The following is a 24,110-nucleotide window of genomic DNA, read 5'->3' as shown; positions in this document are numbered from 1 at the left end:
ATGATGAAAAAACGCATTTTATTAGGCGTGAGTGGCAGTATTTCTGCTTACAAATCCGCTGATTTAACCAATGAATTAACAAAATTAGGCTATGAAGTTGATGTGATGATGACCAAGAGCAGTCAAGCGTTTATTACTCCTTTAACCTTGCAGTCTTTATCCAAACGCCCCATTCATACAGACGTCATGGAAGAAATTGTTCCCGAAAAAATTAACCATATTGAATTAGCTAAACAAGCTGATTTGTTTATTGTAGCTCCTGCCAGCGCTAATATTATTGGCAAATTAGCCCACGGTCTTGCGGATGATTTAATCTCAACCGTTGCATTAGCCTTGCCCTTTGATGTGCCTAAAATTGTAGCTCCTGCGATGAATACCAACATGTATCTAAATCCTTTGATGCAAAAAAATCTTGCTATTTTGAAAGAAGTTGGGTATAAAGAAATAACACCACGCCAATCTTTACTAGCGTGTGGAGATTTTGGTACTGGTGCATTAGCAACAGTTGAAACCATTGTCGCGCAAGTAAAGGCGACTTTGGAAGCATAAAGGAGGGTTTCTATGAAACAAAATGAAAAAACATTTCAGCTAGTATTAACAGCTTCATTTTTAGCTATTTTGATTTTACTAGCTAGTGTACCGTTTTTGGGATTTATTCCACTGGGAGTTATTAATGCGACAACATTACACATTCCCGTAATTATCGGATCAATTATTTTGGGTCCTAAATTGGGTGCATTTTTAGGTGGTTGTTTTGGTTTAATTAGTATGGTTCGTGCAACAATCGTGGTTTCACCACTATCATTTATTTTTTCTCCCTTTATTACGCCTCTTGGTGAGACGGGGATGGGAAGCTGGAAAGCGATTTTAATTGCCTTTATTCCACGTATTTTAATTGGTGTTGTTCCATATTTTGTTTATCAATGGTGTAAAAAAGCGTTTAAAAATCGCGGAAATGCGGTAAGTCTCTTTATTGCCGGTGTTTCTGGTGGATTAACGAATACCATTTTAGTTATGAATATGATTTATTTCTTGTTCCAAAATGATTATGCAGAAAAAATTGGTGCAGCTGGAAATGCAGTTTATGGGGCAATTATTTCAGTAATTTTTGTCCAAGGAGTGCCAGAATCAATTGTTGCAGGAATTGCAACAGCTGCTGTAACTTCAGTATTACTAAAATTAACGAAGCAACGTAGTGTTTAATAAAAAGCATTCAAATTCCTAATCGAATTTGAATGCTTTTTTGTTTTATTTTTTGATAAATGTTCCTACAAATTCTTCGGAAACACCCTCGTCTTGACTGTAAACAGTTGTTCCACGTAAAATTGTTTGCACAACTTGTGCACCAATTTCACGACCAATGTAAGGACTAATTTGATTGCGATATGCTAAATCTTCTGCTTTTAACATGTACGGTGCATTAGGTTTAATTAACACAAAGTCGGCATCTTTCCCAACACTGATTCGACCTTTTTGTGTTAACTCATAACGGTCTGCTGGATTTGTTGCGATAAGTCGTGCAAATAAATCTAAAGACATGCCGCGTTTTTGAACGCCCTCATCAAAAAGGACATCGACATTATTTTGTACACCTGAGATTCCTCCCCAAGCTTCAAAGGCATTGTCTTTCTCTTTTAAATCTGGTGTACATGGTGAATGATCGGATGTTACAAAAGCAATTTCTTCTCGTAAGACTTTTTCCCATAAACCGTCTTGTGCTTTTTTATCACGAATTGGCGGAGAGCATTTCACAACTGGACCAATCGCATCTAATTCATCCGTTTCAAAGTATAAATAATGTGTACAAGTTTCACACGTTACATCTACACCTTCATTGCGTGCTTTGGTCACTTCTTCCACGCCTTCAGGACAAGCAATATGACAAATGTGAATGCGACAGCCAGTTTCTTTGGCAAGTAAAATCGCACGACGAATAGGTTCGACTTCTGTAAAAACAGGACGTGTTGCCACATAAGCTTTTAAGGTTGTTTCACCATTTTTATAAGCAATTTCACCTAATTTATCCGTAATTGGTGCATTTTCAGCATGAATCGCTAAGACTTTACCGGTCTTGGCGATTTGTTTCATCCCTTCATACAAAGCATAATCATCCACGTTCATAAAATCGCCATCGATTGTGCGGTCGCCACATGTCCCCATAAAACATTTATAGGCTGCAACGCCACCTTCATTTAACTCTTGGATACCACCTTCTAAATTAAATGGGACTAATCCACCAAATGAGCCCACATCAGCTTTTAATTTACCTTCTCCTGCTTGATATTTAATGTTTAATGACTTGGCATCAACAGTTGCTGGAACCTGATTTAAAGGCATCTCCATGAATGACGTCACGCCGCCTTTGGCACAAGCTGCTGTTCCTGTTACATATCCTTCCCATTCATCACGATAGCCACCACCAGGGTCAGTAATATGCACATGCGCGTCTACCATTCCAGGACTAACAACTAAACCTGTCGCATCAATTTCTTTTTCACCCGTTAAATCAGTGCCAATTGCTGCAATTAATCCGTCGTTGACTGCAACATCGGTTTGCACCTCGCCGCCTTCCAAAATAACTAATCCATTTTTGATGACTAAATCATAACTCATTATCCATTCCTCCATCTTTAATCATTTGTTTTTGTTGAAAATTTTTGTAAACCAAGATAAATGATACTCGCTGCTGCAAAGCCAACTAACCATGAAATATCTGAAATCATTTTTAGGCTAGAAATAAATTGTCCACTCAAACTCAATAATAACGCAACAATTGTGGCAATGTAGGCTTGACGATTAATGCCATGATATTGGTTGTTTTTGTTATTTTTCGTTGGATCCATGTATAACTTATCTAAATCAATTTGTTGTTTATTAACGAAGAAATAATGCGTCAACATGACACCTGCAACCGGGCCTAAAACTGCACCGATTGTATTTAAGAAAATAAAAATACTATCTGCATTTTCCATTAGCTTCCAAGGCATAATGACAAAACTAATAATCGAAGCAATCAATACGCCTTTTTTGTAATTAATTTTTTTAGGGAATAATGCTGTCAACTGATACGCCGCTGGAATAATATTGCCTGTCGCGTTTGTTGAAATAGTTGTTAGTAAAAAGACCGCCATTGCTAAAATAATTGCTGGAAAATTATCCCAACGATCAATAATATTTAAGACATTCCATTCTTGAATATCGTAATGAATCGAACCTCCAATTAAAATGACCACACTAAAGATAGCGAAAATGGCATAACCGATGACTAAACCTAATGTTTGACCAACAGCTTGTTGTTTAGTTGATTTCGCATTTTGAGTAAAATCAGAAACACTGGCGCCTGGTGCAGCCCAAACAGCTAGAACGGAATTAATTACCATTAGATAACCAAACAACGGATGGATGGAACGTGTAACACCTACTGTATCATACGATAAAATAGGACCCATTCCACCAGCAACTGTAAAGGCCCAAATTGCCATTCCACCAAAAACGATATATATCAGAGGTGTAAGAATAGCGGTAAATTTGTTTAAAATATTTCCGCCACCAAAACCAATTGCCACGTTCAATAACCAAAAAGCGGTAAATGCAATTAATCCTGGAATACTAATGCCCAAAATCATTGTATCCCCACCTAATTCTAAAAATCCTGGCCAGATTTTGCCAATTAGAATGAGCAATGCTAACGATCCAGTGTAGTTTTGTAAACCGAACCACGCAATAGCAGCCACGCAACCACGCAAGAACCCTGGTAATTTTGCACCAACATTTCCATAAGTTGAACGTAAATGCATGGCAAATGGAATACCAAAACGCGAGCCTACAACACCATTAACGGTCATAAAGCCTGCAACAACAACTGCACTAATAATCAGCGCTAACATCACATTGAGTGGTGATAATCCTAAAAATAAAAATCCTCCCACTGCTGTATAATTGGGGATATTATGAATCGAGCCCATCCATAATGTAAAATAATTTTTGGCATCCATATTACGTTTGGTCTCATCCTTAGGTAATAAATCTTGGTTGTATCCCCTTTTTTCTAATTGCTGTAACTCTGTTGGTGACACATGATAATCATTTACTTCCACAACTACCTTCCTTTCTAATTTTATTTAACAAACAATCTGTTATCTTATTTATTTTTCACAAAGTCCCTTTCACCTTTAATTGTAATCGCTTAAAAAAACCTTTTCATTAGGTGTATTAACTAAAAAAAATATTTCATTTGTGAAAAACCGCCAATTAAAAAAAACGTTATTTATGATTCACTCCTTTAAAATGTCTTTCTGTTGTTCTAAAATGCAAAAAAACATTGAAAAGAAATCTTTCCAATGTTTTTTATTATTTTTCTTCGCCAATAATACGCACTTCTGTTTCTAATGAAACATCAAATTTCTCTTTAATGACTGCTTGAATATGTGCAATCAATTCTACATAATCTGTTGCAGTTGCATGATTGATATTCACAATAAAGCCTGCATGTTTTTCAGAGATTTGAGCGCCACCCCAAATAAGCCCTTGGATACCTGCGTCTTGAATCAATTTTCCAGTGAAATGTCCTTCTGGTCGTTTAAACACACTGCCACACGAGGGATATTCTAATGGTTGTTTTGATTCTCTTAGATAAGTCAATTCCTCCATTTGGGTCTTAATCGACAAAGGTTCACCTTTTTCTAAGGTAAAACGCGTATTTAAGACAATGCCTTCCATTTCTTGAATAATGCTGTGACGATAACTAAAATGCATATCTTCTCTTGTAAGTGTCCGAATCGAACCATCAGGAAATAAGACGTCACATGAAGTAAAAACGTCATTAATTTCTCCACCGTAAGCTCCCGCATTCATAAAGACTGCGCCACCGATACTTCCAGGAATCCCACAAGCAAATTCTAATCCTGTTAGTGATGCATCCAATGCGGCATAGCTAGTATCAATTAAACGTGCGCCGGCATCAACTTCAATTATTGTGTCATTCACTTGGATTTGATTCATCTCTAACAACATAATGACTACACCACGAATACCACCGTCACGTACAATTAAATTGCTAGCATTTCCTAAGACTAACCACGGAATCTCTTGTTCACGACAATAATTGACTAACTGTTCGACTTCTTCTCTATTTTTTGGAAAAGCTAAAATATCTGCTGGCCCACCTGTTTGTGTAAATGTATAATTCATCAATGGCTCATCCATTAATAAAGCCATTTCAGGGAATTCTTTGATCATTTTTTCCTTTTTCACTGACAAACGCTCCTTCTTCTCAACGTCTTGTCCATTTTAACATGTTCTTCACAAACTGACTACTAGTTGGACTGTTCTTCATGTTGTTTTAACATTTTTGCGCATAATTCATGACTAACAAAAATATTTTCTTGATGTAATTTAGCCGTCTCTTTTGTTTGAATGGCTTCTAAAAATAGTTCAACCATCTGTTCAAATCCTCGTTTTCTCAAGGTTACTTCCCAGTCGCCAAAAGTCTGTGTCGTTTGTTGGTTTTGATTGAATATTTGTAACGTTACCAAATTATCAACAACCGCTGTCCCTTGTGATGAAGTTACTTGATACTGCTCACGACTAGCACCGCTTTTTAAATCCATGGATAACATTGCAGTGGTATTTTCCGTTTCCAATTGTAAAAAGGCTGTCTCCATACCAGCTGACGTATCGCGAATGCGACTGCTCATCGAAATAATCGGCTCATCTAATAAATAAACAGCCGTGTCAACTAAATGTAAAAAGACGTCAAAAATTTCAAATGCGGTTGGCTGTACGGAGTGAACCATATTTTTTTGTAAAAAGATTGTACGCTTATCTGGCATTGCTTTTAATTTTTCAACCATTGGCGCAAATCTACGGTTGAAACCTACCATAAGAAGTTTATTTCGGCGTTCTGCCAATTCTTGCAATTCACTAACTTCTGCAAGATTCTCACTTAAAGGTTTATCAATAAACACATGAATATCATTTTCTAAACATTCCTTAACTAAAGCATAGTGACTATGCGTCGCTGTATGGATGAAGCAAGCTTCAATGTTTTCTGCTAATAACTCTTGCAGATTAGCTTTCATATGTTGCAATTGATAGGTTTCTTTTAATGCTTGTTGTACCTCAGGGTTACGTGTAGCGAAAAAAAATGTTGCTTGATTTTGTAATTTTACATAGGTCGGTAGATACGCTTTTTGAGCGATTCCTCCTAAACCGATAACGCCAATTTTCATATACTTGCTCCTTTATAATTGTTCTTACTTTTATCTTACACTTTTTTTGTTTAGAATACAGTAAGGAAAAACAAATTGGCAAGATTACGTGACATTTATTTCTTCGACGTACGCTTGGTCCTATTGAATTAACCGTTGATTTATAAGAGGTGAAAAAAATGAATTTTATCGCAATGGACTTTGAAACAGCAAACTATCAACGACATAGTGCCTGTTCATTGGCATTAGTCATGGTTCGTAATAGTCAAATTGTTGGCGAATATTATACTTTGATTCAACCAGAAACTGAATTTTTTTGGCGTAATATTCAAATCCACGGCATTCGACCACAAGATGTCGTTCATGCGCCAAAATTTCCTGAAGTTTGGCAGCAAATTGAGCAATATTATCAAGAAAATAGTTTAATCGTTGCGCATAATGCAGGTTTTGATACGGGCGTTTTAACAGGTTGTTTAGAGTATTACGGGTTAAAACAGCCCCACTACCTTTCTTTGTGTACTGTCAAAACAAGTCGCAAATTATATCCTGAAATAGCCAATCATAAATTAAATACGATGTGTGAATTGTTGGATATCCCATTAAATAACCACCATGATGCGTTAGAAGATAGTCGCGCATGTGCCAATATTTTATTACATCAAGAAAAAAAGTTTGGCGTGGAACCGTTAAAAAAATTGGTCATGATGAAATAAAAACAACGCCAAGCTGAGTTGGCGTTGTTTTTATTTGGAGATACGATTCAATCAATCATTAAACTCATCAATAACACATCTAAAAAGCGGCCATCGTCGCCTAAAGCCCCACGTTTCATTGTTGCTTCTAATTGAAAACCAAATTTTTCATATAAATGGGTAGCTCGTTTATTTTGAGTTTGCACGGTTAGTTCCAAACGACGGATAGATGCTGATTCTTGCGCCCAGATAATTATTTCTTCTAATAAAACACTGCCTAAGCCCATTCCCCAATAGTCTTTCAAAATTGAAATACCAACTTCACCAATATGAGCAATTCGTTTTTCCTCACTTGCTCGAATCGATGCCGTACCGATAAGCTGTTCCCCATTATACGCCACTAACAATAAATTATTGGAACTTTCATAAATTGCCTCAATGTGGTGTGCTAAAAGATCCGGACTTAAAGTGAAGCCTTCATCCATAACTAAAAATTCTGTTTCACGACTCACCTGATCCATCATGGCTAAAATATTAGTGGCATCTTCAGATAACGCTTCACGAATGAGCAAGTCAATAGCTTCACTCATAGTTGTTCCCACTTTTCAAGAATTCGTTGCTTAAAGCTTTCTCCTTGTTTGCCAAATGATGTCAGTGTAACCAATCGTTTATTTTCATCCTGTGAATCTTTTTCTAAAACTAATTCTAAGTAATCAACAGGTAAGGCATCAGCCAAAAGATTTCCCCATTCAATCACCGATAAACCGTCTCCTTCAAAATATTCATCCAGACCTAACTCACTTGCACCATGCTCTACACGATAAACATCCATGTGATATAAAGGCAATCGACCTGCTTCGTACTCACGAATAATCGTATAGGTTGGACTTTTAATCATTTGCTCAATGCCAAGCCCTTTAGCGATGCCTTTGGTTAAAGTAGTTTTACCAGCGCCCAAATCACCGGTTAAAACTAAATTGTCACTTGCTTGGGCGACTTCGCCAATTAGTTGAGCAAATGTTGCTGTTTGTTCGACATTTTCCAAAACAATCATACCGCTATTACTCCATTTCCTTTAACTTCTCGACTAGTATAGCTTTTTTTAACTGAAATAGCAAAAAGAGCCATCGCTGAAACGACGACTCTTAAAAACGGCGATTAAGCCATTAATGATTGGGCTGCTGTAATAATTGATAGTTTGTAAACATCTTCTTCGTTACAACCACGAGATAAGTCAGAAACTGGTTTGTTCAACCCTTGTAAGATTGGTCCAATTGCTTCAAAGTTACCAAAACGTTGTGCAATCTTGTAACCAATGTTACCTGCTTGTAAATCTGGGAATACAAAGACAGAAGCTTTACCTGCTACGTCTGATTCAGGAGCTTTTAATTGAGCAACAGATTGAATATATGCTGCATCAAATTGCAATTCACCATCAATTGCTAATTCTGGAGCTAATTCTTTGGCAATTTTAGTCGCTTCAATGGTTGCATCCGCTTGAGGCGCTTTTGCTGAACCTTTTGTAGAGAAACTTAACATTGCTACGCGAGGCTCAATATCAAACATTTCAGCTGTATGAGCAGAAGCAATCGCAATTTCAGCTAATTCTTTTGGAGATGGTGCTACGTTAATCGCACAATCAGAAAAGATATATTTTTCTTGTTCATTCCCGCGCATCATTAAGAATGCGCCACTAGTACGGCTAATTCCAGGTTTTGTTTTAATAATTTGTAAAGCAGGACGTACAGTGTCACCCGTTGAATGAATCGCACCAGATACTAAACCATCTGTAATTCCCATGTAAGTAAGCATTGTACCGAAGTAGTTTTCATCTTTTAACAACTCTTCCGCTTGCTCTCTTGTTACTTTTCCATTACGACGTTCAACAAACGCATCAACGATTTGATCCCAACGACCGCAGTTATCTGGATCATAAATTGTCATATTCGCAATGTTGATTCCACGAGTTGCCGCAGCTTTTTCGATTTCATGTTGTTTACCGATTAAAACAGGCTCGATTAGCTCTTCCCCTTTTAAACGAGCAACGGCACCTAAAATACGTGTATCAGAAGCTTCTGGGAAAGCAATACGGATGCCACGACGAACGATTTTAAATTTTAAACTGTCAAATAATTCCATGGATAATAACCTCCAGATTTTTTATACATTCCCATCATACACTATCTTAAAAAAAAAGAACAGTTTTTTTGTCTGTATTAATATCAAAAAGAGTATCTAATTGACTTTTACACATCATTTTTTCTTTCTGCTACAATTTACTCTTCCTTCTGTTATACTCTTTCCGGAAGTTGCCAATTAATTGGTGTTTCTCCTAAGGCAATTAACGCATCATTGGTTTTTGAAAATGGCTTTGAACCAAAAAAACCACGGTGTGCCGAAAGCGGGCTCGGATGAACAGAGCGAATGATAATATGTTTTTGTGTATCAATCATCGTCATTTTCTGTTGTGCTGGTTTTCCCCATAAAATAAAAACTATTGGCTGTTCACGTTCGTTTAGTTTTTGAATAATTACATCTGTTAATTGTTCCCAGCCTTTTCCACGATGAGAGTAAGCTTGTCCTTCTCGTACGGTTAAAACAGTGTTTAACAATAACACACCTTGTTCTGCCCAAGACGTAAGATATCCATGCGTAACAGGTGGAATTCCTAAATCATCTGCTAACTCTTTATAAATATTTTTTAATGATGGTGGAATTTTTACTCCTGGTTGAACTGAAAAAGATAAACCATGTGCTTGATTCATTCCATGATAAGGATCTTGACCTAAAATAACTACTTTCACTTTTTCGTAAGGTGTTTTTTCTAATGCTTCAAAAATATGATACATATCTGGAAAAATGCGTTGGGTTTGGTATTCTTGTTTTAAAAATTCACGGAGTTCTAAATAATAGGATTTTTGGAATTCTTCTTCCAAGATGTTTTGCCAACTGTTATGAATAATTGTTTTCATATACGTTCCTCCTTATTTCTTTTAGAATAGCGTAATCTGTTCGAAACGACAAGTCTCGAAAACCCACGTTGACTTCAAGAAAATTTCTATTTTTTGTGGTAAACTAAAAGAGAATTACAGGAGAAGAAAGGGTTGCTTATATGATTAAATTAATTGCTTCAGATATGGATGGTACGTTATTAGACGCAGAAATGCGGATTTCCCAAGAAAATATAGAAGCGATTCAATACGCACAATCGCACGGCATTGAATTTATGGTTGCTACTGGTCGGAATCGTTCTGAGGCACTACCTGCATTAGAAGAAGCCGGCATTGACTGTGCCATGATTACCTTAAATGGCGCACAAGTCTTTGACCAAGAAGGAAATGTGGTCTTTAGTGCCCCCATCGATTTAGAAACGACACAAACTATTTTGGACATTTTAGATGAACATCAAATCTATTATGAAGTGTCAACAAACAAAGGAACTTATTCAGAAAGCAAAGAACAACGCATTGAAAATTTTGCTGCGCATATCGCAGAAACGATGCCTCATTTAACTCATAAAATGGCGATTGCGATGACAGTCGCGCGTCTTGAATTTTTGCCTATTCATTTTGTGGACAGTATCCATGAGTTGATTGTTCAAGATGAAATTACTATCTTAAAAATCATTTGCTTCCATAAAGAAGGCGCTGTGTATCTAGGTCCGGCCGCTAAAAAAATTAATGCTTATGATGAATTGTTTGTGACCTCATCTGGTGAAAATAATATTGAAATCAATCATCGCGCTGCTCAAAAAGGAATTGCTGTCAGTCATGTTGCATTGAACAGAAATATTGATATGAAAGAAGTTATGACTATTGGGGATAATTTAAATGATGTAAGCATGATTCAAGCAGCAGGTGTGAGTTTTGCAATGGGCAACGCCCTATCAGAGCTCAAAGAATATGCAAAATATGTCACTGAGCCAAATGTTCAATCGGGTGTGGGAAAAGCTATTCGTCGCGCGATTGATGAAGAGTTGTAAGCTGTAACGTATCGACCAAACGGAGGTGAGAGGTCGTGTCTGAATTTTTTATTCAAGAACAATTGAGTGCCGTAACAAGAACCGTCATTAAAGATGAAGCGGGCCACTCTCTTTATTTACTCGTCGGTCGTTGGGGAACCAAAGGCGATGCGCTATCACTTTATCGCATGAATGGAACTTTGGTTGCTAGCATTAAACAAGTTAGCTTTACATTTGGCAAACGGTTTGAAATCTATGAGAATTTCCAAAAAGTTGGCACTATGCAAAAAATTTTTAATTGGCCTGGTGACTTCTATTATGTTCAACAACTACATTGGCAAGTCCACGGTGATATTTACAATCATCGTTATCAAATTCATCACTTTAAAGAAGAAATTATGCGGATGTACAAAGCAAGTCTACTAACTGGTGATTTTTATGTCTTGAATGTTATTGATGACAAAAACGCTCCAAAATGTATTTGTATCGCAGCAGTTTTAGATTATTGGCTGTATAATCGCAAACCTAAAGAATCACTTGAATATAGGCTTAAATTTGCTGATACATTTGAATAAAAAACAGCATGTAACATGAATTGACTGCTCTAAAAGTTGAACCTTTTAGGGATAGTACCTCATAGTACATGCTGTTTTTTTATTAAATATTTTTTTGCATGTGGTTATACTTATGGCCACTAAGCATTTGTTCTCCCACTACTGCAAAACCTTTTCGTTCATAGAGACGTTGCGCATTAGGATTGGCTTGGTCAACACAAAGGCCAATCACAGATTTCGCTTCTCTTTTCGCCATTTTATCTAGTGCGTCTAGTAATTCAGAGCCAATTCCTTGACCACGAAACGCTTCATCGACACAAATGGTATCTAAATACCACTCATTTGGAAATGTTTCTGGGTCAATGAAGAGTGGACGCTCGGTCATTCCCTTTTCTTTTAAAACACGAGCTAAGGCATCATCGACAATTGCCTCTTCTTCTGCAGGATAGCCAAACGCAATTCCTGCAATTTCGCCATCCACTTCTTTGACCAAACCTCTCTTATAACCATAGCGATACGTTGGGTCTTTAACTGCTTCAGTTAAAATCTCGATGGTCTTTGCTTCGCCGATTTCTTTGACAAATGGCAATTCCATATCCTTCAAAATAACCAGCACTAATTTTGCAATAGCTAAACCATCTTCTGATGTTGCAAATCGAATCATTTATTCTACCTTCTTTTCATTTGTATAGGTTTTAGTCTGCTGAATTTCTTATTTTTTGTTATACTGTTCCATAGGAGGAATACACAATGAATATCCTATATATATCAATTTCAGGCAACACTCGTTCTTTTGTCGCTCGTATGCAAGCCTTGTCTGAACAAAAACACGCAGAAAACCCTGATTTCCCTATTATACAATCAAAAGAAATTCACGACAACAGTTTCGATGAAGTCATAGCTGAACCATTTTTCGCTATCGTTCCTACGTATTTAGAAGGTGGCAATGGTGTGGACAACGGCGATCAAGAAATTTTAACGGAAGCGTTACGCGAGTATATTGCATTTGAAAATAACGCAGATTTTTGTTTAGGAATTATCGGTAGTGGGAATAAGAATTTCGGTTATCAATATTGTTTAACAGCGAAACAATACAGTCAGCAATTCGACACGCCTCTACTAGCAGATTTTGAACTTCGTGGAAATAATTCAGAAATTGCAGCAATCTATGAAAAGTTAGTCACAGAATGGAAAAAAGTCGCTCAGTAAACAAGGTAACGAGAATTAAATGAGGTGATGATTTGTTTCAAGTATTAAGAACATTTTTATCGGTATATGAAACACATAATTTTACGCGCACGGCAGACAGTCTCTTTTTGTCACAACCCACTGTTTCTGCCCAAATCAAAAAATTAGAAGACCATTTAAATGTTTCACTTTTTATTCGTAATGGAAAACAAGAAATTATTCCAACAAAAGAAGCCGATTTTTTGTACCCACGTATTTTAAAAATCATTGAAGAATGGGAAGATGCGACTCACCATGTTAGCACGCAAAAGAATTTTCGAGATAAATGTATTTTTGCTAGTTCTCAAACATGTGGGGCCTATCTGATTCCTAAATTTGTGCCAATTTTGATAAAAGAGTTCCCCATGATTGATTTTAGCTTTCCAATTATGTCTAGTGAGAAAATTATCCATGATTTAGAAAAATCCAAAGTTGACTTTGGTTTAATTGAAACTCCTGAACGCAGTAGTCAAATTGATCGTTATTTGATTGCAGAAGATGAATTAGTTTTAGCTGGTAATTTAACTTCTAATTATTGGTTATTACCAGAATCAGATTCCCCACTAGGAGAAATTAACGAGAATTATTTAAAAATTCGTAATCTGGTTCCTCATATCATTCAAACAAACAGTCATGAAATGACGTTAGCTTTACTAAAAAATGGCGTGGGAAAAACAATCATTTCTAAATTAGCACTCAATCAATCTATTCCGTGGTGTTCGTTAGAAGTTGGGAGTCAACGAAGCCTTTATTTTGTAACTAGACAAAAAGTCGTTTCTGAAGAATTAGCAGCTGTCGCAAGCTTTATCCAAGAACAAATCAAAAAAGCCAATCATTCTTAAAACTGGACTTGTGAATAACTAAAAAGAAGCCATCGTTTTTACGATGACTTCTTTTTTATCCACATATTTGCGAGTGGATTGTTTCACAATTTTTACGTTTCACAAAAAAGATCGAGAAGAAAATTCATAAAACCTTTTGTTCATCATGCTTGTTCCGCTTTCACCTTTTCAAGCTTGTTTTCCTTCGTGAAACAAAACATTCATTCAAAAAATTGTTTATCCACGCTGTATTGTTTTCCTTGCACAATATCATATTGAATCAACTGATAGTCATTATAAAGTTCTTGGGCTTTTTGATCTAACGCTAACTCTGATTGCCATTGACCATCTTGTAAATACATCCCTTTTTCAAAGGCAGGTAATTCATTTTCCAATTTTAATAACATGTCATAAAAAGGTGACAACAGCAAATTGCTTCGTTCAAATAGATTAGGCGCAAAATAAAATGGACTGGTTATTTGATTTGGTTCAAATTTCCATTCATTTTGTGAATCCCACATTAAAAATTCTGTTTCATGAAGTGTGCTTTGTTCATTTTCTGCTTGAACTTCATCTGAATAAATTCCCGGTAAATGATCGCCCCAAAAAACAATTAATGTCCGACGTGGCAGTTGTTCTACTTGATTGATAAAATCACTCAAGGCTTGACTACTGTAGGCAATGTCTTGTAGATAATTTCCAACACTATTCATATTACCTGTACCTTTTGCTGAATAATGCAAGGTATCATATTTTCCACCATAAGGCATGTGCGTTTGCATCGTCACTAAGTGCACAAATTGTGGTTGTTGGTTGTCTTTCAAAATATCCATGATTTCATCATAAGCTGCTTTATCAGAAATATAGGGATTTTGTTCAATTTTATCTGTATGCTTCATTGTCTCTTGATCTAAAAACTGGTTAAAACCTAGAATATCATAGACATCTTTTCGTTTATACATTGAAGTATCATACGGATGAATAGCTGTTGTTTCATACCCTCGTTGTGCAGTTAAGGAAACCAATGACGGTAAATTATCCATTTTTGGAACTAACAAGGTGTATGGTGTCGTCATTTGTGGATTAAATAATTCCATTGAAAAGCTAGTTAATGCTTCAAATTCAATGTTAGCAGTGCCACCACCGTAATTTTGCGATAACATTTTTCCACTATACGTTTGGTTCGCTCGTTCGTAGTATTCTTTCAATGGATCGCCTGTAATTTCTAATCCATTTAGATGACTTGGGTCAGAAAAACTCTCACTCATAATATAAATAATATTCGGCTCTTCGGTTGCTTCTTTTTTGCTAGGCTGGTATTTCTCTGTAATCTCATCAATTGTTTTTTCAGAATACACTTTAGGCTCTTCCATTGCTTCCACTCGTAAGTTAAATAAAAAACCACCCATGAAACCTGTATTATAGTAGTTCATTTGCTGTGAATATGGAATCCATAAAGCCGTGCGATTATAAGCTTTACGCAATACATTAGTTTCATCATTAAAATGACTCACATAAATTAGCCCTAAAAAACTAAGTGCCAAAACCGATACACGAATAATTTGACGTTTTTTTGGTAAATAAATGCTACGATACAACTGCCAGCCAAAAATTCCCAACGCACCAATTACAATTAAAATCGCCACGACAAATGGTCCTGTACCAATCATTTCTTTTAATAAATCAAATTGTGTGACCATTTTCAAATCATCTGGATAAATCGGTTCTTGACGATATAACATTTTAAGATAGGTAGCGTAACCAATTAATAAAATGATGACACTATAAACGGTGGTGCCCGCAATCCAAGAACCTGCTAAACTAATCAAAAACAAATAAAAAATCCCTAACACTAAACTACCTAAAAGAAATTTTTCTGTATGCCAAGAAAAAGCAAATTTTAGTGCTAAGTCAGCAGATAAATTATTTTGACACCATTGTAAATAAAGATTGCTAAGAATAATTCCTACCAAACTCACAACAGTTGCAATACTATATTTAATTTTAGAATTTATTTTCAACGAAAAACCTCCTCCATTAGTGTTTTATTTTAAGCCTCTTTTTTACAATTGTAAATGACAAACAACATAAAACTATCCGAACTATATGAAAGAACATCCCCTAATTAAGGTGGGTGCTAAGGTCTAATTAGACCTTAGTAGCAATCTCTCGATAGTTCGGATAGTTTATTCTTAAACTAACTTATTTTTACTTCCAAAAGTCATCTAAAACTGTGATCGGCAAATGACGTTTGTGCTCGCCTTTACGCCACCAATTCTCTAAAATTGCTTGAGCTTCTGGAGAAATAGTTTTTCCTTCTAAATAATCATCAATTTCATCGTACGTAATACCTAACGCGACTTCATCTGCAATCAGTGGTTTGCCATCTTCTAAATCTGCAGTTGGTATTTTTGAATACAATTCTTCTGGAGACTCAAGTTCAGCTAACAATTGACGGCCTTGACGCTTATTCAAACGGAAAAGTGGTAGAATATCTGCACCACCATCACCAAACTTCGTAAAGAATCCTGTCACATTTTCTGCCGCATGATCGGTTCCAAGGACAGCACCCGAAAATTCACCCGCAATGGCATATTGTGTAATCATTCGCTGTCTTGCTTTAATATTTCCTTTATTAAAATCAGAAACTGTCACACCCACGGCTTCCAAAGACGCGACTTGTGCATCAACAGCTGGCTTGATATTAACAGCTAATTGACTATCTGGATTAATGAAGGTCATTGCTTTCTTTGCATCCTCTTCATCCACTTGTTCGCCATAAGGTAAGCGCACTGCAATAAAATGATAATCTGAATCATTGGTTTCATGACGCATTTCTTCCATCGCTAATTGTGCCAATCGCCCAGCTAAAGTTGAATCTTGTCCGCCACTAATACCTAATACAAAGGTTTTTAAAAAAGGATGCTTCACTAAATACGATTTTAAAAAATCAATACTGCGACGAACTTCTGTATAGGCATCAATTTCTGGTTTTACGCCTAATTCTTGAATAATTTCTTCTTGTAAACTCATAAATTCGCTCCTCCTTGTTCATTAAATGCTTGAACTTGCTTACGAACTTTATCCATAATTGCCATTTTATGGTTCCAACATTCTTGTGATAAATCGACAGGATACGGTTGTGGATTTAAGTCTCGTTTGTATTCATCCCATAAAGCATCTAAACATTGATGAGAATACGCTTTGATATGTTCTAAGTCAGGTAATTCATAAATCAATTTTCCCTCCACAAAAATATCTTGCAATAATGGACGTGCTTCGAAATCTGTGACGGTTTTATTAATGTACGTATGAACTGGATGGAACATAAAGATACTCTCTTGTTCTGTTGGTTTTTCATCCCATAAAGTGACATAATCACCTTCTGATTTACCATCTACTTTACGAGTAATCCGCCACACTTGTTTTTTTCCTGGTGTAGAAACTTTTTCTGCGTTACTAGATAATTTAATGGTGTCTTCTAAGATGCCTTCTTCATTTTCAATGGCTACTAATTTATACACAGCTCCTAAAGCAGGTTGGTCATAGGCCGTAATTAATTTTGTTCCTACGCCCCATACGTCAATTTTTGCTTTTTGCATTTTTAAACTTAAAATAGTACTTTCATCTAAGTCGTTTGAAGCATACACTTTTGCTTCAGTAAAACCAGCTTCATCTAATTGTTCTCGGACTTTTTTCGAAATGTACGCCATATCTCCACTATCAATCCGTACACCTAAGAAGTCAATTTTGTCGCCCATTTCCTTTGCGACACGAATAGCATTAGGAACTCCTGATTTCAAGGTATCATACGTGTCTACTAAAAAGACACACTCTTTATGTGTTTTGGCATATGCCATAAATGCGTCGTAATCATTGCCATAAGATTGAACCAATGAATGCGCATGAGTACCACTTGCTGGTATACCAAAAATTTTACTTGCACGAACATTACTTGTTGCGTCAGCACCGCCAATAAAGGCTGCACGTGTTCCCCAAATCGCTGCATCCATTTCTTGTGCCCGACGAGAACCAAATTCTAATAAAGGATCATCGCCAATCACTGATTTAATGCGAGCTGCTTTTGTCGCAATCAAGGTTTGGAAATTTACCATATTCAATAAAGCTGTTTCAATTAATTGTGCTTGGGCTAAAGGGCCTTCTACTTGAATCAATGGTTCATTGTTGAACACCAAATCGCCTTCTTTAACTGAGCGAACCGTGCAACTAAATTTAAACTCTTTTAAATACGTCAAAAAATCTTCAGAATAGCCGCCTACTTCCCGTAGATAAGCCAAATCAGTCTCTGTAAAGGTTAAATTTTCTAGATATTTTACCAGACGTTCTAATCCCGCAAAAACGGCATATCCATGTTTAAAAGGCATTTCTCTAAAATAACATTCAAAAATTGCATGTAAATCGGCACGGCCTAATTCCCAATAAGTTTGCATCATATTAATTTGATATAAATCGGTGTGTAAAGTCAAACTGTCATCTGTATATGTTTTTTGCATACGCTAGTAACTCCCTTGTCAATTTCTATTTATTATTATAACAAAAAAAATTAAAAATACCGACTCAAGCGCAAAAAAGCGATAGTTTTTTCACTATCGCTTTAATTTTTAGCTTATTTTTGAATCAAGTGGTCAAAAATGTAGGTTCCTAACCCACCTGCCGCACATTCACCAGCTTGTTCCATACAAACGGCTTTAACGTCAGTATTGGCATTTGCCATGGCAACAGAAACATCCACCACTTCAAACATCGGCACATCGTTCTCGCCATCCCCAAAACCATAACTTTTCGCCTTTGGAAAATTTTTCAGATAAGATAAAATAGCCGCACCTTTTGTCGCTAACGGATTGACTACTTCCAATGTTTGTTGGTATGACTCGAAAATATACGCGCCCTCTATTGCTAATTTGTCGCGTAAACTCTCTTTTTGTAAATCATCTGCTTCCATCAATTCAATTTTAATGATATTTAATTCTGGATGTTCTTGTATAAACGTAAGTACACTTAAAACATTGTGACATTCTTTTGTAAAATAGACTTCTTTATAGTCCATTATCTCGGCACCAATCGTTCCTAATTCTGCTTCGAATTTGACATGCAAGTCTTCAAAATGCGTGTGGTAACGCGTAATCGTGTTCACAAAGACACCTTGGTCCGTATGAATAAAATAAAATGTATTTTCGGATTCTAAACGAGCTAAAAGCTCTAAACACACTTGATGGTCGAGACAATTTCTCAATCGTGGTTCTTCATTTTCTAACTTAATTCCTGCACCATTACCAAAAATAATGTCGCATGGAAGATTAGTTGTTGTTAATAATTCTTGTGCTAATTCATAACCTCTTCCTGTTACAAAAACAAAATGATCGCCTTGATCATGGAGTGCTCGAACCGCAGCTAAGTTAATGGGTGGTACCGTCTGACCAAAATCTTGAAACGTACCGTCCACATCTGAAAATACAATATTCATGCTCTATCCCTTTCTCACTCTTCATCGGTTAATATACTCAGGAAAACGTCTACTACAGCAGGGTCAAATTGCGTTCCGGCATTGACACGAATTTCTTCGATTGCCGCTTCTCTTGACAAAGCTTTCCGATAAACTCGATCATTAGTCATCGCATCGTATGAATCAGCAACTGCTAAAATGCGACATGCAAGTGGAATTTCACATTTTGATAATTGGCGTGGATATCCTTGTCCGTCCCAACGCTCATGATGCGCTAAAATCAAATGAGCAAAGGGGGCTAATTCTGGTGTCGCTTGGGCAATACGATAACCGATTTCTGCATGACGCTTCATTTCTCGCCATTCACTGTCAGTCAATCTTCCTGGTTTATTTAATACATTCGGATCTATTCCCACTTTACCAATATCATGGAGTAAACACAATAGGTCTAATTCATTTAGTTCATTCGAAGTGAGTTTCATCTTTTTCCCAATCGCATGGCAATATTGAACCAAACGATGAGAATGCTCTTCGGTTTCATTGCTTTTTTCATATAATGTCGCTAATAAGCTGTTAATAATAGCATGACGATAACTTTTGCCATCAAGTAATTTTTGATGATACATATATTCTTCTGCCTCATTCATTGCTTCTATAATTGTTTTGGTAGGACTTGTGATTGTCGCAAAACCTAAAGATACGCTAGCTTTGATCCCAGCAATACCTGGAACAGTGATTGGCATTTGGCGAATCTTTTGCACCATTTCCTCTGCTGCTACCAATTCTGTCTTCGGTAAAATCATCATAAATTCATCGCCACCCCATCGAGAAATAATATGTTCTTCAGAAAAGACACCGTTAAAAACCGATGCGATTTCTTTTAATAATTCGTCACCTGCTTTATGACCAAACACATCATTCGTCAATTTCAAGCCATTGACATCCGCCATCACTACAGTAATCGGGAAGTTACTTGGTTGACTAAAACAATCAAAATGCTCTTCTATATAATGACGATTATACAATTTTGTAATCGGATCACGATAACTTAAAAACTCAATTTGTTGAATATGTTCCAATTCTCTTTGCACATCTCGAAAAACAATCACTACGCCTTGATAGTCATTATTTTGATCTTTAATTGGCGCTTCACTTTTAGTAATTGGTAGCCAACGAGAGTCTTTCGTTAATAATAATGCGGTGTGCTCGAATTTAACTTGTGAGTCTTTATAGAACATCGCGTTATCTTTGAAATCAATTTTTTCATGCGTCTTCTCATCATAAATAGTGAAGATATCTTCAAACGGTTTACCTAGAACCTCTTGACTTTGCCACCCAGTAATTTTGGCTGCTTCATCATTAAAACTAGTAATGTTGCCTTGCTCATTCATTGCAATCACACCATCACCAATCGATTGTAAGGTAATTCGTAACAACTCTTCCTCGTGTATTAATTTTTGACGTAAATTTTCTCGATCAGTCACATCATATGCAATGACATAGTGGATATGTTCACTCCCATCCCATATCGGGCTACAATAGACATCTAATAAACGTTTTTCACCATTTTTTAACGTTTGGGGTACTGAACTTAATAATGTATTTCCTCGCCCTTTATTATTGTAGTTTTTGTAAAACTCATCAATCCATAATTCATTAATATCTGATAGTCGAAGCTTTAAAAATTCCTCTTCTGTATATCCATAAAAATCACAGGCAGAAGGATTCACGGATAAAATTTGCTCAGTTTTCACATCAAAAATGATTTTGATTGCCGCATGTTGGTCAAACATTGCTCGTAACCTTTTACTTAGTTGCTGATTTTCTTTTTTTACTTTATTTACTTCTGAAACATCTTTACTGTAAGACAAAATATACGGAATCCCATAAGTACTAAAGATAGGTGTTAGTTCTGTATGTAAAGTAAAGTTTCGCTCACCTACTTCATAGCTCCGTTCATATTGAACCAAACGATTTTTCTGAATTGCTTCATCCAAATAACCTTCTATTTTTTGTCGCAAATCCGTTTTGAAAACTGTCGAAAGCGGTTCTGCGTTTAAATCTTTTAACCCCGTCAATTGCATGTATAACTCATTGCTTTTTACATAGCGATATATGCCTTCATTAAATTCTAGTAATGCTAAGGCATAATTTTGACTTTCAAATAATGGCTCTACAATACGCACTATTTCCATCCGTGATTCTGTTTCTTTTTGTAGTGCTAGTTGTTCATCAGCTAATCGTAAAAACAAAACCATTTGTTTGTTATTTAATGGCATCGCACTCATTGTAAAATATTCATTAGCACTTGCTATAAAACAAGTTAATTCGTGTGTTTTATTATAGCGAATTGCATAATTACATAAAGACAACCAAATTTTTTCTTCATGAGGAAATTCTTTAAGAAGTGACGAAAGTTTTTCTCCGATTTGTTCTTGTTTCCAATGTAACATTTTTGCAAAGCTTTCATTCATAGCTTGTAATCGGAAATCGACCACACTATTTTCTAAATCAAAAATTAGTTTAATTTGACAACTTCCTAATGAATTCATTGCCTGTGTATTTATTATATTGTCTTTAATCATTCATCTACCACCAGTTTTGAATCATTTCTTCTAGTTCGTTCAATTCTTCTCTTATTTTAGCAAGCACCTTTCAGAAAAGCAATTTTAGGACTAGCTTGATTGAATATATTTTTTGTTTTTTTATTAAAAAAAAATAAAAATTATAGTAAAAAACTGATTTAATAGCGCTCGTTATCTGGATTTATTAAAAAAATTCATTTAATTTTTCTAAAATATTTAAATTAATTTATAAACCCTGGCAACTTATCGATTGTCTCTATAAATCATCCACAGTAATTTCAGGTTCCGCTAAAATTTCCTCTTCACATAATTTTATAATATTATTTAGGTTATTTAATAAGACTTTTTTAGCGAATTTGAAAGACTAGGCAGTATTTTTCAGTACCTGTTCAATTAAACACACAGATTCATCTGCTAAAAAAATTTAACGTTCAAGCATTGATTTACGACGTTTAAGCTAAAAGTGATTGCTTACAAATCAATGCTAGGATTATCAATGTAGGTAAGAACTATTTCATTGAGGAGTAATCTATTATTAAAAAATGGGATGATATTTTTATTGTTGTATCTATGATTCTAGTTATAGCATTAGTTTTAAATCCAAGCTTATTACTATTTGAGGGTGACTTCTTTTGTAATTTCTAAAGCTCTATACGCTATTACATTTATAGCCATGTTATTTACACTTGATTTAAAATTCCTTAAATAAATCTTTTTTATCCTATCATGGATACATTTCCTTAAAATAGAGGGCTATTCTCGATTTTTATGTTTGAATGGATGAAGAGCTATGGATGCAAGTACAACATTGCATTTTTATACTTATGTAATGAAAAAACAAGTAAACCAGTGTTTAAATAAACTGCCAAGTTTTGCTTCTTTCAGATGATATAGAACAAAAATAAAACGACAATCCCTTTTAAAACAGGGATTGTCGTTCGTTTTTACATCATACCGCCCATCATTGATGGATCCATTGCTGGCGCTGCTGGTGCAGCTGGTTCTGGTTTATCAGCAACAACTGCTTCAGTTGTTAATAATAATGCAGCTACCGAAGCGGCATTTTGTAACGCTGAACGAGTTACTTTTGTAGGGTCAACGATTCCAGCATCTAACATGTTTACCCATTCACCTGTTGCAGCATTGAAACCAATACCTAATTCAGCATTTTTCAAGCGGTCAATAATTACTGAACCTTCATAACCAGCATTTTCAGCAATTTGGCGTACAGGTTCTTCTAACGCACGTAAAACAATACGGATACCAGTTGCAGCATCACCATCTGCTTCAAGAGCAGCAACTTTATTGATAACATTCACTAAAGCTGTCCCACCACCAGAAACCATGCCTTCTTCTACAGCGGCACGTGTAGCATTCAATGCGTCTTCAATGCGTAGTTTTAGTTCTTTTAATTCTGTTTCAGTTGGTGCACCAACTTTAATTACTGCTACACCACCAGCTAATTTCGCTAAACGTTCTTGTAATTTTTCACGATCGAAATCAGAAGTTGTTTCAGTAATTTGGTTTTTAATAACTTGAACACGTGCTTCAATGGCTTCTTTTGTACCAGAACCTTCAACGATTGTTGTATTGTCTTTATCAACAACTACTTTGCTTGCTTGACCTAAAGTATCAATTGTTGCATCTTTCAAATCTAAACCTAAATCTTCAGTAATCACTGTACCACCAGTTAAAATAGCAATATCTTCTAACATTGCTTTACGACGGTCACCAAAACCTGGTGCTTTTACCGCAACGACGTTAAATGTTCCACGAATTTTATTCAAGACTAATGTTGGTAAAGCTTCGCCATCTACATCGTCTGCAATAATTAATAATGGTTTTGATTGTTGTAAAATTTGTTCTAATAGCGGCAAGATATCTTGAATGTTTGAGATTTTTTTATCTGTAATCAAGATGTATGGATTTTCTAGTTCTGCTTCCATTTTATCGTTATTTGTTACCATATATTGAGATAAGTAACCACGATCAAATTGCATACCTTCTACAACATCTAATTCAGTTTCAATTCCTTTTGATTCTTCAATTGTGATAACACCATCGTTACCAACTCTTTCCATCGCATCAGCGATATACTCGCCAACTTGTTCACTACCTGAAGAAACAGCCGCTACTTGCGCAATTGCTTCTTTAGAGTCAACAATAGAAGAGATATTGTGTAATTCTTCAACTGCAGCTTTTGTTGCTAATTCAATCCCACGACGAATACCTAATGGATTTGCGCCAGCAGTAACGTTTTTCAAACCTTCGCGAACAATTGCTTGTGTTAAAACAGTAGCTGTAGTTGTACCGTCACCTGCAATATCATTTGTTTTAGAGGCAACTTCAGAAACTAATTTTGCACCCATATTTTCAAAATGATCTTCTAATTCGATTTCTTTAGCAATTGTTACCCCATCATTGGTAATCAATGGAGAACCATATGATTTTTCTAAAACAACGTTACGACCTTTAGGGCCTAATGTTACTTTTACTGTATCTGCTAATTTATCTACACCTCGTAGCATTGCTGAACGAGCGTCTTCTGCGAATTTAATATCTTTTGCCATGATTTTTTTCACCTCAAAGTTTTTTTA

The 24,110-nt window shown here is 35.9% G+C and carries 22 protein-coding genes; 7 read left to right on the top strand and 15 right to left on the bottom strand.

All coding sequences use genetic code 11. The features are described 5' to 3' along the window. Entirely contained in the window at nt 1-549 is a 549-nt protein-coding gene (gene coaC / locus DOK78_RS05945; RefSeq protein WP_207941310.1) for a phosphopantothenoylcysteine decarboxylase, read from the top strand. Between the two features lie 12 nt (nt 550-561). Continuing rightward, nucleotides 562-1,203 (top strand): ECF transporter S component, encoded by a 642-nt coding sequence (locus DOK78_RS05940; protein ID WP_207941311.1) that lies wholly within the window; start codon nt 562-564, stop codon nt 1,201-1,203. Between the two features lie 45 nt (nt 1,204-1,248). Here DOK78_RS05940 and allB read toward each other — a convergent pair whose 3' ends face one another. From allB to DOK78_RS05920, 4 genes are all read right to left on the bottom strand, one after another. After that, a complete protein-coding gene (gene allB, locus DOK78_RS05935; RefSeq protein WP_207941312.1) occupies nt 1,249-2,613 on the bottom strand; it encodes an allantoinase AllB in 1,365 nt (454 codons plus the stop codon). 17 nt (nt 2,614-2,630) lie between these two features. Continuing rightward, on the bottom strand, nt 2,631-3,995 hold the full coding sequence (allW, locus tag DOK78_RS05930) for an allantoin permease (protein WP_422389691.1): 1,365 nt from the start codon (nt 3,993-3,995) through the stop codon (nt 2,631-2,633). Nucleotides 3,996-4,350: 355 nt separating this feature from the next. Continuing rightward, nucleotides 4,351-5,253 carry a UDP-N-acetylmuramate dehydrogenase gene (murB, locus tag DOK78_RS05925; RefSeq protein ID WP_207941315.1) on the bottom strand — a complete coding sequence of 301 codons (903 nt, stop codon included), beginning with the start codon at nt 5,251-5,253 and terminating at the stop codon, nt 4,351-4,353. Nucleotides 5,254-5,315: 62 nt separating this feature from the next. Continuing rightward, nucleotides 5,316-6,230: a Gfo/Idh/MocA family protein gene (locus tag DOK78_RS05920; protein ID WP_207941316.1), complete on the bottom strand. Its 915-nt coding sequence runs from the start codon at nt 6,228-6,230 to the stop codon at nt 5,316-5,318. 158 nt (nt 6,231-6,388) lie between these two features. Here DOK78_RS05920 and DOK78_RS05915 point away from each other — a divergent pair, with 158 nt between their 5' ends. Next, nucleotides 6,389-6,922, top strand: a complete 534-nt coding sequence (locus DOK78_RS05915) for a 3'-5' exonuclease (protein ID WP_207941317.1) — start codon at nt 6,389-6,391, stop codon at nt 6,920-6,922. A gap of 47 nt (nt 6,923-6,969) precedes the next feature. Here the strand turns inward: DOK78_RS05915 and DOK78_RS05910 are convergent, their stop codons facing one another. The 4 genes from DOK78_RS05910 to DOK78_RS05895 all read right to left on the bottom strand — a co-directional run bounded on the left by DOK78_RS05910 (nt 6,970) and on the right by DOK78_RS05895 (nt 9,873). After that, nucleotides 6,970-7,491 carry a GNAT family N-acetyltransferase gene (locus DOK78_RS05910; protein ID WP_207941318.1) on the bottom strand — a complete coding sequence of 174 codons (522 nt, stop codon included), beginning with the start codon at nt 7,489-7,491 and terminating at the stop codon, nt 6,970-6,972. Continuing rightward, nucleotides 7,488-7,955, bottom strand: a complete 468-nt coding sequence (tsaE, locus tag DOK78_RS05905; protein WP_207941319.1) for a tRNA (adenosine(37)-N6)-threonylcarbamoyltransferase complex ATPase subunit type 1 TsaE — start codon at nt 7,953-7,955, stop codon at nt 7,488-7,490. Before tsaE ends, DOK78_RS05910 begins: the two co-directional genes overlap by 4 nt. Nucleotides 7,956-8,059: 104 nt before the next feature. After that, on the bottom strand, nt 8,060-9,040 hold the full coding sequence (pta, locus tag DOK78_RS05900) for a phosphate acetyltransferase (RefSeq protein WP_207941320.1): 981 nt from the start codon (nt 9,038-9,040) through the stop codon (nt 8,060-8,062). A gap of 152 nt (nt 9,041-9,192) precedes the next feature. Then, nucleotides 9,193-9,873 (bottom strand): uracil-DNA glycosylase, encoded by a 681-nt coding sequence (locus tag DOK78_RS05895; RefSeq protein WP_207941321.1) that lies wholly within the window; start codon nt 9,871-9,873, stop codon nt 9,193-9,195. Nucleotides 9,874-10,013: 140 nt separating this feature from the next. Between DOK78_RS05895 and DOK78_RS05890 the strand changes: the two genes are divergently transcribed. Both DOK78_RS05890 and DOK78_RS05885 read left to right on the top strand, forming a co-directional pair. Next, a complete protein-coding gene (locus tag DOK78_RS05890) occupies nt 10,014-10,883 on the top strand; it encodes a Cof-type HAD-IIB family hydrolase (RefSeq protein WP_207941322.1) in 870 nt (289 codons plus the stop codon). 35 nt (nt 10,884-10,918) lie between these two features. Next, the gene (locus DOK78_RS05885; protein WP_207941323.1) at nt 10,919-11,437 is read left to right on the top strand and encodes a hypothetical protein; all 519 of its coding nucleotides are present in this window, start codon (nt 10,919-10,921) and stop codon (nt 11,435-11,437) included. A gap of 82 nt (nt 11,438-11,519) precedes the next feature. Here DOK78_RS05885 and DOK78_RS05880 read toward each other — a convergent pair whose 3' ends face one another. After that, nucleotides 11,520-12,080, bottom strand: coding sequence for a GNAT family N-acetyltransferase (locus tag DOK78_RS05880; protein WP_207941324.1), 561 nt, complete (start codon nt 12,078-12,080; stop codon nt 11,520-11,522). 86 nt (nt 12,081-12,166) lie between these two features. Here DOK78_RS05880 and nrdI point away from each other — a divergent pair, with 86 nt between their 5' ends. Both nrdI and DOK78_RS05870 read left to right on the top strand, forming a co-directional pair. Continuing rightward, nucleotides 12,167-12,625 (top strand): class Ib ribonucleoside-diphosphate reductase assembly flavoprotein NrdI, encoded by a 459-nt coding sequence (gene nrdI, locus DOK78_RS05875; RefSeq protein ID WP_207941325.1) that lies wholly within the window; start codon nt 12,167-12,169, stop codon nt 12,623-12,625. A gap of 32 nt (nt 12,626-12,657) precedes the next feature. Further along, nucleotides 12,658-13,485 (top strand): LysR family transcriptional regulator, encoded by an 828-nt coding sequence (locus DOK78_RS05870; RefSeq protein ID WP_207941326.1) that lies wholly within the window; start codon nt 12,658-12,660, stop codon nt 13,483-13,485. Nucleotides 13,486-13,685: 200 nt separating this feature from the next. On the opposite strand, the gene DOK78_RS05865 is transcribed toward DOK78_RS05870, so the two are convergent. The 6 genes from DOK78_RS05865 to groL all read right to left on the bottom strand — a co-directional run bounded on the left by DOK78_RS05865 (nt 13,686) and on the right by groL (nt 24,083). After that, nucleotides 13,686-15,485 (bottom strand): LTA synthase family protein, encoded by a 1,800-nt coding sequence (locus DOK78_RS05865; RefSeq protein ID WP_207941327.1) that lies wholly within the window; start codon nt 15,483-15,485, stop codon nt 13,686-13,688. A gap of 187 nt (nt 15,486-15,672) precedes the next feature. After that, complete coding sequence (gene nadE / locus DOK78_RS05860; RefSeq protein ID WP_207941329.1) at nt 15,673-16,497, bottom strand: ammonia-dependent NAD(+) synthetase; 825 nt, start codon at nt 16,495-16,497, stop codon at nt 15,673-15,675. After that, a complete protein-coding gene (locus tag DOK78_RS05855) occupies nt 16,494-17,978 on the bottom strand; it encodes a nicotinate phosphoribosyltransferase (RefSeq protein WP_207941330.1) in 1,485 nt (494 codons plus the stop codon). Before DOK78_RS05855 ends, nadE begins: the two co-directional genes overlap by 4 nt. A gap of 113 nt (nt 17,979-18,091) precedes the next feature. Next, on the bottom strand, nt 18,092-18,949 hold the full coding sequence (locus DOK78_RS05850) for an HAD-IIB family hydrolase (RefSeq protein ID WP_207941332.1): 858 nt from the start codon (nt 18,947-18,949) through the stop codon (nt 18,092-18,094). 14 nt (nt 18,950-18,963) lie between these two features. Next, nucleotides 18,964-21,513 (bottom strand): HD domain-containing phosphohydrolase, encoded by a 2,550-nt coding sequence (locus DOK78_RS05845; protein WP_207941334.1) that lies wholly within the window; start codon nt 21,511-21,513, stop codon nt 18,964-18,966. Nucleotides 21,514-22,457: 944 nt separating this feature from the next. Further along, entirely contained in the window at nt 22,458-24,083 is a 1,626-nt protein-coding gene (gene groL / locus DOK78_RS05840) for a chaperonin GroEL (RefSeq protein WP_207941336.1), read from the bottom strand. Nucleotides 24,084-24,110: the final 27 nt, after the last annotated feature.

Source organism: Enterococcus sp. DIV2402, assembly GCF_017426705.2.
In the GTDB taxonomy this organism is placed as follows: domain Bacteria; phylum Bacillota; class Bacilli; order Lactobacillales; family Enterococcaceae; genus Enterococcus_F; species Enterococcus_F lowellii.
This window is presented reverse-complemented; position numbering and strand designations above follow the sequence as displayed.